Here is a 15596-nt window from a genome sequence, read left to right on the forward strand (position 1 = left end):
TCAATCGATTGCGCAATTTATTTTGATATACTTTTCTTTATATGAATTCTATTTTGAAAAATATAATGGAAATAACTGAATTTGTCCATCCAATCCGGAAGGCTGAATTTTCCATCCAGAGGCATCAAAAGCTTTATAATCAATATTTACAAAATTAATTTCATGATAATTACGCCATTGAATTTTATTCTGATCCATGTAACGGATTCTATTTGCCATCAAATTGCAGACTTCAATCTGAATGGTATTTTTCCCTTTTTTCAGATATTTCCCAATGTTGATTTCAAAAGGAATACTCCAGACAATCCCAGCTTCCTGACCGTTAACAATTACTTTTGCACTTTCATATAGTTTATCGAATTTTAAAAGATAATCGTCTGCTTTTTTATTCTTCAAAACTAATGTTGTTGTATAAACACCGGTTCCTGAAAAGCTCTGTGTTGCAGAATCTTCTGAAAAGTTCGTCCAGGGTTCCGGATTTTTTAGAATCCTTGATTTTGGACGTTCGGGACCGCCTTCTTTGAAAGTCAGCTGCCATGCTTGATTTAAACTGATAGGGGAATCTATTTTTTCAATATAATTCCATTTTGCAATGGAATGATCAACAGATTCACTATTTTTAAAAAATAAAGATTGTCCGGATTTCAGTTGAATTCTTACAGAATTGTTTTGTATTTCCGCAACTCCGAAATCTCCGTTTTCCGGATTCATGATCACGGCTTGCTTTCCTGTATAGTTTAAAGGAATAAACTGATTAATGTCCTTTGCAGTATGATTAACAATGAAATAGTATTTTCCACCGTCAAACTGTCTCCTCACAAACCTCAATCCGGTTTCCGTTAATTGTTCTTTTTGTATTTTTAAATATTCCAAGCCTTTTTCAATATCAGCACTTAACACAATTTTTCCTTTTCCGAAACTCGCAGTTTTTATATTTTCTCCGTGATCCTGAAACTCGATCTGAGCCCACAATGATTTCAGTTCTGCTCTTCTTTTTTCAACTTCAAAATTTCCGGGAATATCTTTTGGCTCATTTTGAAAAATAACCGAAGCGCCATTTTGAGCTAATTTGAGAATATAATGTATCGTAGTTTCCGGCAAATAAGTTAATTCAGGAATAATTAAAACCCGGTAAGAAGATCCTTCTTTTGCAGTCTGAATTTTCTGGTTTTCCGATTTGGATTCGCCAATCATCTTGTCAGAAATCATATCAAGAGCATAGCCCATTTTGCTTAGCTTCGTTAAATTCTTATACATTGGAGTTGGCTGCAGCCATTTTTCCACGTTATGAACTTTAAACGCGATATCTTTTCCATTCGGATTAGCCCATTGGTCATAAATTGGCCAGTATATCAACAGTTCATTATCAGATTTCCCGCTCTGCAAAACACTTTGAGTACGGGCAACATAAGAATTTAATCCCATTAAATGTGGCCACAAACTGTTTTCCGGAACAAAATTAACCGAAGCGTAAAAAAGCCATCCCGGAAAAGGAACATCGGCCGGTGTATATGTTGTACCATGATAAAAAACGTGATTGATTCCAGATAGAAAAACCTGCTCCACTTCGGGTTTTGCTTGCGACCAGGAGGTTTTAAAATGCTCTGTAAGCCATGTAAAAGTTTCATTTGAAATTAATTGTTTACCTCTAACATTGGCAGCCGATGAAGCAAATTTCAGCATATTAATATCCGGTTGATCAGATTTTTGCACATCTGTACGCTCTCTTCTCAGCCCCGGAATATCAAAAACCGTACTTCCAAAAGTCTCAGACTCCGGAATATCGACTGCAGCATACAAGTCCAGTAAATTTCCTGGCGATCCGTGGGCCTGGTTGGTATTTTTGGAATTTTTGGAATGAGCCCAGTTTGTAAAATCCTTAGTAAAATTGCTCAAAATCAATTCGCTCAGGGTTTCCCTGTAATCTGACTTAATTCTACCCGTCATCTCGTTTTCTTCGTTACTGACAAGATATTTAATGTATGGACTCAAATCATATCCTCTCCTTTTTTTAAATTCACTTTTAAAATCAGGGGTCCAGTCAGCATTATAAACCTCATAACTGTCATTGAAAAAAGAACGGATTCCATAGTTTGAGTTTCCAAAAGCTTTATCGAAAGTTTTAAGATAATCTTTCGTTGCATCAGGTGAAAAATGATCTAGTGTATACCCTTCACCACCTGGAGCTGCACGTTTTACTTTTTGTAAAGTTTTGCCTGTAAAAACAGCATAAATCGTCCATTTCCCGGAATCCGGCTTCCAGTTGAGAGAGCCGTCATTTGCTATTTTATCAGTTAAAACAACTGCTTCATTTTTCTCATTGTAAGCCGTTACAATATCTAATTTTATTGTTTCTAAATTCTTCTGTTTTTCATCATTCAGAATGATTTGCTCTGAAAATTTTTCGCCTGATGAAATTGTGTATGTCTGAACAATCATTTTTGTAGCGGCATCTTCTTTGTCAACCTGCGAACCACCGATTGGCCAGCCTGTTCCTACAGCCATATCAACTCCCATGTTCAAACTTTTTGCTTTGCATGTAGTGAATTGAAGCATTTTCATCCACTCCGGAGAAAGATAATTGATGTACTGATTTTCAAAACCTTTTGCTCCATAAATGGGAACGATTTCTATGCCACCGAAACCTGCTTTATTAAGTGTTGTCAATTCTTTATCCAATCCTTTTTCGCTGACAGCATTTCCCATCCACCACCATCGTGTCCACGGCTTTGCCGTTTCAGTGGTTTTTGGCCACGGATTTTGTGCAGGAAGATTCCCAAACGCAAAACAAAATATGCCTGCCTTTACTATAGATTGAATATTCATTTTCTTACTTTTTAGTTTCCATCCGGTTTTAAAGATTCCATGAAGATACATTCCGGCCAATGGAATTTTTCAAAAGGATCAGGTTGATTTAAGTCAAAACCTTTATATTTTTTAGAAATAAACTTAGTCAAAGGCAGCTTCTGATCGACAATACTTTTTATGACACATTTTGCCAGTTCATAAGCGCCATACGTATTAAAGTGAGTATCATCTGCCAAAGCATCCTTCTGATTGGGATAAGAATTTGCAGGATAATAGACAAATGCTTTTTTAGAATTTTCCGGTCCCAACGCTTCAAAAAGCGTTTTACTCATTGCATTCAGGTCGATTAAATATACATTTTCTTCTTTGCTAATTTCCCGCATCGCATCAGGAAAATCATCAAGAGTATTGACAATCTTATTATTCTTATCAAAAACTCTTCGATTCATTGATGTAACTAAAACAGGAATCGCTCCCAATTGTTTTGCTTTATTACTCCATTCCTGTAATCTTTTTCTATAACCAGATTTTGTGCTGTTGCCATACTTCTGATCATTATGCCCAAACTGGATGAACAGATAATCTCCAGGCTTTATTTTGTTCCAGATTTTATCAATCCGATGGCGGTCTTCAAAAGCTTTCAAAGTTTCTCCGCTTTCGGCGTAATTCGCAACAACAACTTCTTCCGGAACAAAAAAACACGGTAGCATTTGTCCCCACGAGGCCCAGGGTTCGTACTGTGCATCTACAACCGTGGAATCCCCTGTCAGGTAAATTGTTTTTGCCGTTTTGTTAGACTGAATGGTTATTGCACAAATTTTTGGGGCTTTACTGTTAAATTCAATCGTCAATAAGTTGTCCCAATGTAAATATTTTCTTTCTCTTGGTTTTAATTTTACAATTCCAATTTCAACTCCATCCTGATTACGGAGAATGCTGTCTTTAATATGAACTGTAATAAGTTTTTCAACTATTTCACCTTCTTTTGTTTTTACTTCGTCCAGCATCAGACGACGGTTTTCTACACGAGCTGTTGTTTGAGAAGTTCCTTTAGAATCACCTAAATTTAACTTAATATCATAATTCCCTTCCGGAAGTACCACCGAAAAATAGAAAGGTCTGTCGCTGGTAATATAATCTCCCGTCAAAGCATTTCCTCCTCTGTCGATTGATTTTAAGCCGGAAATATCCATGAATCCATAGCCTGCTTTTCTGTCGAATTCAGAATGTTCCGTGATGGGAATAAAACCATCCTGAACTCTGCTTCCGCCAAAATCAAATTTAAAATTGGTTTGCTGGGTAAACATCGATGAACAAATAAAAATGGTTATAATTCTTATCCAACTTTTCATAATCACTCCATTAAAAATATTGACTCCACCATTAATCCAAAAATCCTATTCGCTTGTATGCTCAGAAACCGTCCCAATCTAAATTGAGAATGCAATAATTGGGAGCATAAGCATACCACGCCGAATATTTTAGACAAAAAACTCATTTTGCAGCAATGTCGGAATCATCTTTCTTGTCATAAGACTGGTCTAGCGAGGCAACCTGAGTAACATTTACTTTAATTTTTTTTAAATTTTTAATAGCCCCCAAATTCTCCTCTTTTGGTTTTAAAGCCTTTATTTTCAGGTTATCCAACGTGAAATCTATCAGATCATACAAGTCTGATTTTTCAACATCGAATGCCGTTTCACAACTGATATCAATATTTTTAATCAGAATATCATTCGCTAAAGATTTTTTAGGCTTTTCCTCTCCTTTCAAATCGAAAAACTGGCTCCAACCTTTCACATACAAGAAAGTTTTGACATTGCCCGTGATATTTTCAACGGTAATATATTCGTAATGCTGAGGAGTATCCGGTCTCATTTTAAGGTGGAGCAGTCTGGAAGCATCTTTCACCTTTGAGTTGCGCAGAATTACGTTATAATTGTGGATTGATTCGCTGCCGCAAGTAAGAACACTGTGACAAAACCCAAAGTTGTTATCTTCGATGATGATATTTCTGTTTTCACCATTTTCAGGAGTTTTATCTGCTTTCGGACCTTTTCCACCTTTTAATGCAATGGCGTCGTCGTTCACCGACATATAGCAATTTTTAATCAGGAAATTCGTGCAGGCATCAATATCAACGGCATCTGTACTTGGTGCTTTTACCGGTTCTTTTGGTGCAAGAATTGTCAGGTTTAACAATTTTACAAATTCACTTTTATAATAATGTGTACTCCAGAAAGGAGAGTTTTTTACGGTAATCCCTTCAACCTGAACATTTTTAGAATTTGAAACATAGATGATTCTGGGTCTCATTTCGTCCATATTGGTACACTTAGGATTCCACTGACGTCTTTTCCAGAATGCTTTCCAAAAGCGCAATCCGTTTCCGTCAAGTGTTCCTTTTCCCGAAATAGTAAAACCATTTAACCCATCTGCATTGATTATTGCAGGAAAATATTTTATAGTCTGCCCTTCCATTCTTGTTTCCACAACCGGAAAATCACTGATATCATCGCTTCCTTTTAATTTCGCACCGTTCTCCAAATGTAAATGTGTTCCTTGTTTGAAAAATACCGAACTGATCAGGAATGTTCCTTTGGGTACAATAATTACCCCACCGCCATTTTTAGCTGCAAGATCAATGACCTGCTGAACCTGTTTTGTCTGAAGAATCGTACTGTCGTTTTTCACTCCATTATCGGTAAGAATATATTTTTTACCTAATTTACTGATGTCTGTAGGTTTGTTTTCTTTAAACCATCTTTGAATTATGGTGCCGTCGGGAAATTTATCCTGGCTTTTTATGCCTGATGAAAACAATAAAAGCATCAGCAGGGATAATAAAAAGCTTGATGTATTTTGAGATTTCATAATTTATTTTTTATTGTAGAATCTGATTTTTCATTAATAAAATTCAGTATTCAAAAGAATGGCAAAATAAAGGAATATCATTTAAATAAAATTTATTCGGTTTGTTTTTACAAAAAAATCAACAAATAATCTTCAACTCTATAACGAAATTATTCTTTCATTTCATTTTCATAAAAGTATACATTTTAGAATTTGACGGTATCCTGCTCTTTCATGTTGATTAATTTGCGATGATTTATCCTTGGTTAACATCTACCAAAATATAAATTAATCATTAATTTGCGCAATCGATTGCTCAATATTGGATAATTAAAGCCTTTTTTAGTTAAAGTTAATTACTCAATTTATTTAATTTAATTGGAATTAAAGCATTTAAAAAATAATTAATTAAAGTTAAAATACTGAATAACAATAATTTAATATTCAATAATATTAAAAATTAACATATTTATAAAAATCTTCGGTATAATACATAAAATTATTACATTTAAAGCATTACAATTATTAATAATTAATGAAGTTTATAGGTTATGATGTAGGAAGCTCATCGATAAAGGCTTCCATCGTAGATGATCAGGGAAAATTAGTTGCCCATGCCAAATACCCGGAACATGAAATGTCAATAGATTCCCCAAAAGCAGGCTGGGCAGAACAAAACCCCGATGAATGGTGGCAAAATCTCCGGATTCTCACACAAAAAATAATTGCAGAGAGCAAAATCCACAAAAATGAGATTAAAGGAATTGGTATCTCCTATCAAATGCATGGATTAGTATTGATTGGAAAAGACAAACAAGTACTTTGTCCTTCAATTATATGGTGTGACAGCCGGGCTGTTGAAATTGGCGACCGGATTTTTAGTGAGATCGGAGAAAAAGAATGCATGAAAGAACTGCTTAATTCTCCGGGAAATTTCACCGCTTCCAAACTGAAATGGGTACAGGAAAATACCCCCGAGATCTATGACAAGATCTGGAAATTTATGCTTCCGGGAGATTTCATTGCATTTAAGCTTAGTGGCGAAGCAACAACTTCTGTTACAGGGCTTTCAGAAGGTATACTTTGGGATTTTGAAAAGCATAGAGTTTCAAAAACAATGTTGGAACACCTGGGAATTGAGGAATCCTTTGTCTCTAATATTGTGGAAAATTTCACTGAACAATGCTATGTTTCAAAACAGGGAGCAGAAGAAAGTGGTCTTCCCGAGGGAATTCCTGTTTATTACCGAGCCGGAGACCAACCCAATAACGCACTTTCCCTCAATGTAATGAATCTCGGAGAGATTGCCGCAACAGGCGGAACTTCCGGAGTTGTTTATGGTGTGACTGACAATATTAAATCAAAGGAATCTGTAAGAATTAACAATTTTGCCCACATTAACCACACAAAGGAACAGCCGAGAATCGGGAAAATGCTTTGCCTCAATGGTGCGGGAATTCAGTACAGCTGGCTTCGACATCAGGTGGATCAAAAAAGACACAGCTATCATGAAATTAATGATTTAGCTTCAAAAATACCGATCGGTTCCGATGGAGTTATTGTCCTGCCCTTCGGAAACGGAGCAGAGAGAGTACTGCATAATAAAGATATTGGCTCGTCTGTTTTTAACCTGAATTTTAACCGTCATAAAAGCGAGCATCTTTTCCGGGCGGGATTAGAAGGTATTGCCTTTTCTTTTGTTTACGGAACGGATATTTTAATGTCCGACGGGCTTCAGAAAGGTATTATAAAAGCAGGCGGTGACAATTTATTCCGCTCTTCTTTATTCACGCAGACCATCACTACTATTTTGGATACTGAAATAAGAATTATAGATTCCACAGGTTCTACGGGTGCAGCAAGAGCCGCAGCCATGGGATCCGGAGCATTCAAATCGCAAAATGAGATCCTGACTGACAAAGACATTTTAAAAAGCTATTATCCTGATAATAAGAACTATAACCAGTACAAGGATAGTTACGAAAAATGGAAATTAAAACTATTGCAAAATCTAAATCATTAAGAAATTTTCAAACACATTTATGCAATCGATTGCATAAATGTTATCATCTAACTAAAACTAAAATATATGGCAATTACAATGGGCAACAAAGAGTATTTCAAAGGAATTGGAAAAATTCAATTTGAAGGAAAAGAATCTGACAATCCTCTGGCTTTCAAATTTTATAACGAAAATAAAGTGATTCGAGGGAAAACGATGAAAGAATATTTCAAATTTGCAACAGCTTACTGGCATACATTCTGTGCAACGGGTGGAGATCCTTTTGGAGTGGGAACACAGCATTTTGAATGGTTAAACGCAACAGATGTTAAGCAAAGAGCAACAGAAAAAATGGATGCGGCTTTCGAATTTTTCACAAAACTAGGTGTGCCTTACTACTGTTTCCACGATTATGATTTAATTGATGAGGCGGATAATTTTAAAGAATCAACCAAAAGAATAGAATTTATAACCGATTATGCCAAAGAAAAACAGGCAGCTTCCGAAGTAAAATTACTTTGGGGAACTTCAAACTGTTTCTCCAATCCCCGATTTATGAATGGCGCAGCTACAAATCCATCCTTTGACGTATTGGCTTATGCCGGAGGACAGATTAAAAATGCCTTAGATGCAACGATTAAGCTAGGCGGAGAAAATTATGTTTTCTGGGGTGGCCGTGAAGGATACATGTCTTTACTGAACACCAACATGAAACGTGAACTTGAACATATGGCAAAGTTTCTACACATAGCAAAAGATTATGCACGTTCACAAGGGTTCAAAGGGACTTTCTTTATTGAGCCAAAACCAATGGAGCCTACGAAACATCAGTATGACTTTGATGCGGCAACCTGCTTAAACTTTCTTCGTCAATATGATTTACTGGATGATTTCAAGCTTAACCTTGAGGTCAATCACGCAACTTTAGCCCAGCATACTTTTGAACATGAATTACAAGTAGCGGCCGACAACAACGTTTTAGGAAGTATTGACGCCAACCGTGGAGATTATCAAAATGGCTGGGATACAGACCAGTTTCCTGTTGATTTATATGAAATGACGCAGGCAATGCTGGTAATTATTCAGGCAGGAGGTTTTCAGGGTGGAGGTGTAAATTTTGATGCTAAAATCAGAAGAAACTCAACAGACCTGGAAGATATTTTCATCGCTCATATCAGCGGAATGGACAATTTTGCAAGAGCTTTCCTGGCTGCAGATGCTATTTTAGAAAAATCAAAATATTCTGAGATCAGAGCTGACAGATATGCTTCTTTCAATAACGGAAAAGGTAAAGATTTTGAAGAGGGGAAATTATCTCTTACTGACCTGGCTTCCCATGCGGAAGGGCTTGGAGAAGTAGGCAGGGAAAGTGGTAAACAGGAATATCTGGAAAGTCTGATTAATCAGTATTTATAATACAAATGCCGTTAACAAAGTATCTAATTTTTAACAACTAAAACTATATGAGACTATGCAAATAATAGATTCGGGCACGAAATATTCTTCAGGAACAAAGGCAGAAATCAACATGGTATATGTCACCATGCTTACATTGGTTGCCACTTTGGGAGGGCTTTTGTTCGGATATGATACAGCCGTTATTTCGGGGGCAGAAAAGTCCATTCAGGAATATTTAATTATCCCATTGGGACTGAGTTCATTGGCTCATGGAGCCACTATTTCCAGTGCATTGATAGGGTGTGTCATCGGAGGGGTTGTTTCCGGATATTTTTCAACCAGATTAGGAAGGAAAAAATCACTGATGGTAGCTGCATTTTTATTTTTCATCAGTGCCTTGGGAGCTGCTTATCCTGAATTTTTATTTTTTAAGCAGGGTGAACAATCATTGGGTGTTTTGCTGGCTTTTAACTTTTATAGAATTATTGGAGGAATTGGTGTTGGTCTTGCTTCCGCGGTTTGCCCGATGTATATTGGAGAAATAGCCCCTGCTGAAGTTCGTGGAAGATTGGTTTCTCTAAATCAGTTTGCCATAATTTTTGGGATGCTGGTAGTATATTTTGTCAACTGGGGTATTGCCTACGGAAAATCAGTAGAATGGATCAACGATATCGGCTGGCGTTATATGTTTTTATCCCTGACAATTCCGGCTGCCTTATTCGGGATTTTACTGTTTTTTGTTCCGGAAACTCCCCGATATTTAACCTTAACTAAAAAAGATGATGAAGCGCTTAAAATTTTAACAAAAATTAATGGGCAGCTTAGAGGACATGAAATTTTTCAGGAAATTAAGGGAACTGTTGCTCAACATAAAAGTGAGCTTTTTACATTCGGGAAAACAGTTATTATTATTGGAATTTTACTTTCTGTTTTTCAGCAGTTTGTGGGAATTAATGTAGCTTTATACTATGCTCCGAGGATTTTTGAGAGCATGGGTGTTCATAAAGATGCTTCAATGCTGCAAACTGTTGTTATGGGATTGGTTAACGTTATCTTTACAGTGGTTGCTATTTTCACGGTTGATAAATGGGGAAGAAAACCATTACTGATCGTAGGTTCCATAGGAATGGCAATGGGAATGTTTGCCATTGCCATTTTCTCTTATTTGCATATTATCGGAATTGCAACTTTGGTTTTCATCATCATCTATACCGCATCTTTTATGATGTCCTGGGGACCGATTTGTTGGGTTTTGATCTCAGAACTTTTTCCTAATAAAATCAGGGGGGCAGCGATTGCAGTTGCAGTTGCAGCTCAATGGGCCGCCAATTACCTGATCTCCTCCACCTATCCTTTTATGATGGAGTTTAGCGGAGCTTTTACTTATGGTTTTTACGGAGTGATGAGTGTTTTATCACTGTTTTTTGTATGGAAAATGGTTCCGGAAACTAAAGGGAAATCTTTGGAGGAAATTGAAAAACTTTGGAAAAGTTAATTATTTTTTAGATCAATAGTTAGCCATGGGGACATCGGTTTTCGGTGTCCTTTGGTTAAACCAACCGATCTTTTTTATCATTAAATCAAATTTTTGTTGTTAATAAGCTTGATTCCAGCGAATTCGGTTTTTATTTTAGATAAAAACTCAACCCTATCTCAATAAAAATTAGCCAATTCAATATTTTTTAGGCTTAATCTGATTTTAATCACTCTTAATCTTGTATAAAATCTCAATATTTCCTTTTTGATAGACATAATTTGATTAAATTTACGACTATAATGTATGTTATCCCAGACATACCCAAAACTTCAGAAAAAGCATGTATGAATAAGAAAAATGCCACAATATATGACATCTCGAAAAAGCTTAACGTAAGTGTGGCAACTGTTTCCAGAGCATTGAACGACCATCCGAGAATAAGCCAGGCAACGAAAGATTTGGTAAAGAAAACGGCCAAAGAAATGAACTACAAACAAAATAACCTTGCCAAAGCTCTGAAAAGCGGGGAAACAAAAAACGTAGGAATTATTGTGCCTTATATTAATACCAATTTCTTTTCATCCGTAATCCGTGGAATTGAAGAAGAGCTTTCTCCACATGGTTATCATGTAATTATCTGCCAGAGCCATGAAGATGTAAATATTGAAAAAAGACACTTAAATACTTTGCTTAATGCTCAGGTTGATGGGATTTTCATGTCTGTTTCCAAAACGACTATTGATACCGAACATATTCAGAATATTCTGAGTTCCACCAATACTCCTATTATATTTTTTGACCGTAAAAAGGATATTTCAGGAATAAGTACAGTAACTATTGATGATTATCGCGGTGGTTATATGGCGACTGAACATCTGATTAATGAAGGGTACCGAAATATTTGCCATTTCTCCGGAGACTTAAATCTGGAAATTTATGAGAACCGTCTGAAAGGTTACAAACAGGCTTTAATGGACCATAATTTAAGCATAAAAGAAGAAAATATTATCACAACAGGAAGTTCAATCGATGAAGGAATTGATGCGGTTAAAAAACTTTGGGATAAAAAATCTGTTCCGGATGCCATCTTTTCATCCAGTGATTTTGCTGCGTTAGGTGCTTGCCAGGAACTGAAAAAACGTAAAATCAAAATCCCACAGGAAGTTGCTGTTATTGGCTTTTCTAATGAACCTTTTACACAATTTATGGAGCTTCCGATAAGTTCTGTAGATCAGACTCCCCTGACGATGGGGAAAATGGCAGGACAGGTTTTTATTGAAAGCGTGAAAGAGAATAATTCCGGGGTTTCTATTGAGAAAAAAGTGGTTTTGGCACCACAGCTTTATATCAGGAAGTCTTCAAAAAGGAAGTGATTTTCTTTTGTCTTGAAATCAACGATTCGACATAGTCAAACAAAAGAAACAAAAATTCAAGACCTGGAAACTGCCGCTAAAAATTAAAACTTAATCCTAAAGTTCCCAAACTTGCGCGAATTTGCTATCTGTTCTTCGGTTCAAAAATTGTCTCGTGCATCGAACAGTGGGAATTTTTTAACGGATTAATTTTTAATTTTTCTTAACGCTCTATTTTCCTATGTCGTTAATGTCTCAGTTTGCCATTCTAAAGTAATCTCAGCATTCTTAAGTTTTGGGCAAAGCCAATCGGATTGTATATTCTTAAGCGGACAAAAGTCCGCTCCTAATGATTAAAAACATTATGTTTGTTCGTGAAAATATTTGTTTCATTTGTGTTTAAACTTAATTTACTCCAAAAGAAAATGCTTCCCACATCCTGTTGAAAGCATTTTCAAATCTAATAATTTATATATAAAAACAAGAACTATAAACTTACGCCCCGTCTCCAAGGGATAAAATCGTTCTGATTGAGAATTGCCGCTTTGGTTTTTACCTGTCCGCTGGCAACTTCTATGATAAATTCTAACAATTCTTCTGCTTTTTCGTCTATTGACTTTTCCCCTGTAATCACGTCTCCTGTATTGAAATCGATGATATCCGGCATTCTTTCTGATAACGATGTATTTGATGAAATTTTCACTACGGGAACCACAGGATTTCCTGTAGGAGTCCCCAGACCTGTTGTGAATAAAACAACATTGGAACCTGAGCCCACTAAAGCTGTAGTACATTCCACGTCATTTCCAGGTGTACACAATAAATTTAAGCCCGGTTCTTTGATGTATTCTGTAAAATCGAGTACATCATTTATTGGCGATGAACCTCCTTTTTTAGCTGCTCCTGCAGATTTCATGGCATCTGTTATTAGGCCATCTTTAATATTCCCCGGTGACGGATTCATATCAAAGCCAGATCCTGCAGCAACAACTGAATTTTCAAAATCTTTCATCAATTGTAAAAATCTTTCTGCATCTTCTTCCTTTACGCAACGGTTGACAAGCTCCTGCTCCACTCCACATAACTCCGGGAATTCTGAAAGAATAGTTGAACCTCCGATTCCAGCCATTAAATCTGACAGTTGTCCTAAAACCGGGTTTGCAGAAATACCTGAGAAACCGTCTGAACCACCGCATTCCAACCCTAAAACAAGTTTAGAAAGGGATGCTGGTTTTCTTTCTATTTCATTAGCGTGTTTGATGGCTTCATAAGAATCTTTAATAATTCCGCTTAACATTTCATCTACCGTTCCGGACTTTTGCTGTTCGTAAACGATGATTGGCTTTTTATTATCCGGACTGATTTTTTCCAAGGCATCTTTAAAGATCTGAACCTGTAAATTCTGACAACCCAAGCTTAAAACGGTTGCTCCGGCTACATTCGGATTGTTAACATATCCTGCCAGCAATCTTCCCAATGCCTCGGCATCCTGACGAATTCCGCCACAACCTCCCTGGTGTGTAATGAATTTAACTACAATATTTTTAAATATTCTTGAATCCTGCTCTTCTTCAACAGCAGCTTCCGTTTCAGAATTATTGATTAATGATCTTAACAATAACTGATGTTTTGTCACTTTTTCAAACAACAGTTCTTTTTCAAAAACATCCTTTAAAATCTCAACATTTCTGTTTTCACAAAAAACCAGCGGAAAAAATAACCAGACATTTTCTGTTCCCACCTGTCCGTCGTCGCGGTGATAGCCCATAAATGTTTTATCTTTCCATTTATCAACATTGGGAGCGGTCCAGGTAGTGGTTTCTGTTTTACCTCCTACTTTTGCGCTTTGATGTTTTACGTTTTCAGTGGTAATCACCTCTCCTTTCCGGATCGGCTGGCTGGCTTTTCCCACCAAAACTCCGTACATGATAATAGAATCACCTACGGTAATATCTTCGGTCACGAATTTATGTTTCGCCTTCGTGTCTTTTATAATTTCATAAGTAAGTTCACCCAAAGTAACCGTTTCTCCCCGCGCCAGATCTACCAGTGCCACCGCTACATTATCCTTGGGATTTACTTTTAATACTTTCTTTTGCATTTTTCCTAAGAATAAAATTGTATAAAGTTGTGATACGCAATTTCTACATCGTTGTGGTCTATTTCCCACAAAGCTTTTGCTACTGCATCTTTCAGTCCGCCAACCTGAGTAAGGTCTATATCCCAGAAAGTGGTTTCGCTTAATGATAATTCTGCAACTTTCCCATAATCTCCGTTTGTCCAGATTTCTTTGAATTGAGCAACAATGGATTCTTCATCATTAATTGGCAAAGATTTTTCACCAAAATTTCCCTGATAGAATCTGATTAAGCTTGCCAAAGAGAATACCAGATTTAGTGGTAATTTTTGATTAATTTCAACGTAACCCAGCAAACTCGGAAGGATTCTTACTTTAAATTTAGAAACAAAATACAGTGCAATGCTCGCCTGATAATGCTTAATAAAAGGATTTCTGAATCTGTCAAAAACTTCTTCTGCAAAATCTTTCAGTTCCGTTTCATCAAGACCTAACGTCGGATTTACTTCATTAAAAATGGTTTCCCTTAAAAACTTCCCGATAAATGCATCGTCAATAGATTCTTTTACCGTTTCCTTTCCTGATAAAATTGCCGGAGCCAACATTAAGGTATGACCGCCATTAAGGATTCTCACTTTTCTCAAACGGTACGGCTGAATATCATCAACCACCAAAATCTGTTCATTAATTTTATCGAAAGGAATTCTCTCTTTTACATTTCCGGCATCCTGAATTACCCAAAGTAAGAATGTTTCAGAAACAACCATCATCTGATCTTCATAATCCAACTGATCTTCGTATGATTCTGCGTCATCTTTCGGATACCCCGGAACAATCCTGTCGACCAATGTATTATGGAAGTAATTACTTTGATTAATCCATTGTGCAAAATCAGGATCTAAATTCCAAAGTCGGGCATACTTCAGGATCATATCTCTCAATACAAACGCATTGTCTTCAATCAATTCGCAAGGAATAATTCTCACGCCTTTACCTGCAGCTCCGTTGAAATGTTTGAATCTCTCGTGTAATAAAACCGTTAGTTTTGCAGGAAAATTCTTGTGCGGACCAATGTAATTATTTTCTGATTCGTCATAAGAAATTCCTGTTTCTGTTGTGTTTGAGAAGATAAATTCTAATTCCTCTTCTTTCGCCAACGCTAAGAATTCATCATAATTTGTATAAGGATTAATCGACTTCTGAATCGCAGAAATTACCTGTTTTGTATCAATAATTTCCCCTTTTTTAATTCCCCTTGAGAAAAGCGTGTATAGATTACCCTGTTCTTCCAATTTATGAACTGAGCCGCCCGCTGTTGGCTGAACGTTTACAATTCCGGCATTGAATCCCGCTTCTTTATTTAATTTATCAATGACATAATCTGTGAATCCTCTCATAAAATTTCCGCCTCCAAACTGTATTATTTTAATAGGAAGTTTTTCCTGAGAATTGTTTAATTCACGATTTAATTTTTGTTTTGTCTGATTTTCCATCTTTCTAATTTGAATTAAATGATATTTTTAATTCTATAAAATTTTTAATGCAAAGTCCGCAAGTTTTTTTTGCTAACATGCTGTATACTTTTTAAGCTTCAAAGGCGTTTCACTCAGCGAAGAACGCTAATTTTAA

General features: G+C 36.3%; 9 protein-coding genes. 4 read left to right on the forward strand and 5 right to left on the reverse strand.

Annotated features, from left to right (window positions below):
* Positions 1-48: 48 nt before the first annotated feature.
* The 3 genes from OL225_RS10705 to OL225_RS10715 all read right to left on the reverse strand — a co-directional run bounded on the left by OL225_RS10705 (position 49) and on the right by OL225_RS10715 (position 5682).
* Positions 49-2826 (reverse strand): glycosyl hydrolase, encoded by a 2778-nt coding sequence (locus OL225_RS10705; protein WP_264518241.1) that lies wholly within the window; start codon positions 2824-2826, stop codon positions 49-51.
* Between the two features lie 11 nt (positions 2827-2837).
* Positions 2838-4160 (reverse strand): rhamnogalacturonan acetylesterase, encoded by a 1323-nt coding sequence (locus OL225_RS10710; RefSeq protein ID WP_264518242.1) that lies wholly within the window; start codon positions 4158-4160, stop codon positions 2838-2840.
* A 142-nt stretch (positions 4161-4302) separates the two neighbouring features.
* A complete protein-coding gene (locus tag OL225_RS10715; protein ID WP_264518243.1) occupies positions 4303-5682 on the reverse strand; it encodes a glycoside hydrolase family 28 protein in 1380 nt (459 codons plus the stop codon).
* A gap of 514 nt (positions 5683-6196) precedes the next feature.
* On the opposite strand from OL225_RS10715, the gene OL225_RS10720 reads away from it, so the two are divergent.
* From OL225_RS10720 to OL225_RS10735, 4 genes are all read left to right on the forward strand, one after another.
* Positions 6197-7684: a xylulokinase gene (locus OL225_RS10720; protein WP_264518244.1), complete on the forward strand. Its 1488-nt coding sequence runs from the start codon at positions 6197-6199 to the stop codon at positions 7682-7684.
* Positions 7685-7750: 66 nt separating this feature from the next.
* Positions 7751-9079: a xylose isomerase gene (xylA, locus tag OL225_RS10725; protein WP_264518245.1), complete on the forward strand. Its 1329-nt coding sequence runs from the start codon at positions 7751-7753 to the stop codon at positions 9077-9079.
* A 55-nt stretch (positions 9080-9134) separates the two neighbouring features.
* On the forward strand, positions 9135-10556 hold the full coding sequence (xylE, locus tag OL225_RS10730; protein ID WP_264518246.1) for a D-xylose transporter XylE: 1422 nt from the start codon (positions 9135-9137) through the stop codon (positions 10554-10556).
* Between the two features lie 326 nt (positions 10557-10882).
* Positions 10883-11911 carry a LacI family DNA-binding transcriptional regulator gene (locus OL225_RS10735; RefSeq protein WP_213278829.1) on the forward strand — a complete coding sequence of 343 codons (1029 nt, stop codon included), beginning with the start codon at positions 10883-10885 and terminating at the stop codon, positions 11909-11911.
* A 466-nt stretch (positions 11912-12377) separates the two neighbouring features.
* On the opposite strand, the gene OL225_RS10740 is transcribed toward OL225_RS10735, so the two are convergent.
* Together OL225_RS10740 and OL225_RS10745 are read right to left on the reverse strand one after the other, a co-directional pair.
* Positions 12378-13991, reverse strand: a complete 1614-nt coding sequence (locus OL225_RS10740) for a UxaA family hydrolase (protein WP_213278828.1) — start codon at positions 13989-13991, stop codon at positions 12378-12380.
* Between the two features lie 5 nt (positions 13992-13996).
* A complete protein-coding gene (locus OL225_RS10745) occupies positions 13997-15460 on the reverse strand; it encodes a tagaturonate reductase (RefSeq protein WP_213278827.1) in 1464 nt (487 codons plus the stop codon).
* Between the last annotated feature and the right edge of the window lie 136 nt (positions 15461-15596).

Source organism: Chryseobacterium viscerum (assembly GCF_025949665.1).
Lineage (GTDB): Bacteria > Bacteroidota > Bacteroidia > Flavobacteriales > Weeksellaceae > Chryseobacterium > Chryseobacterium viscerum_A.

Excerpts from the sequence above, each read along its gene's own strand:
- OL225_RS10705 (WP_264518241.1), bottom strand. The coding sequence starts at position 2,826 with ATGAATATTCAATCTATAGTAAAGGCAGGCATATTTTGTTTTGCGTTT.
- OL225_RS10710 (WP_264518242.1), bottom strand. The coding sequence starts at position 4,160 with ATGAAAAGTTGGATAAGAATTATAACCATTTTTATTTGTTCATCGATG.
- OL225_RS10715 (WP_264518243.1), bottom strand. The coding sequence starts at position 5,682 with ATGAAATCTCAAAATACATCAAGCTTTTTATTATCCCTGCTGATGCTT.
- OL225_RS10720 (WP_264518244.1), top strand. The coding sequence starts at position 6,197 with ATGAAGTTTATAGGTTATGATGTAGGAAGCTCATCGATAAAGGCTTCC.
- xylA (WP_264518245.1), top strand. The coding sequence starts at position 7,751 with ATGGCAATTACAATGGGCAACAAAGAGTATTTCAAAGGAATTGGAAAA.
- xylE (WP_264518246.1), top strand. The coding sequence starts at position 9,135 with ATGCAAATAATAGATTCGGGCACGAAATATTCTTCAGGAACAAAGGCA.
- OL225_RS10735 (WP_213278829.1), top strand. The coding sequence starts at position 10,883 with ATGAATAAGAAAAATGCCACAATATATGACATCTCGAAAAAGCTTAAC.
- OL225_RS10740 (WP_213278828.1), bottom strand. The coding sequence starts at position 13,991 with ATGCAAAAGAAAGTATTAAAAGTAAATCCCAAGGATAATGTAGCGGTG.
- OL225_RS10745 (WP_213278827.1), bottom strand. The coding sequence starts at position 15,460 with ATGGAAAATCAGACAAAACAAAAATTAAATCGTGAATTAAACAATTCT.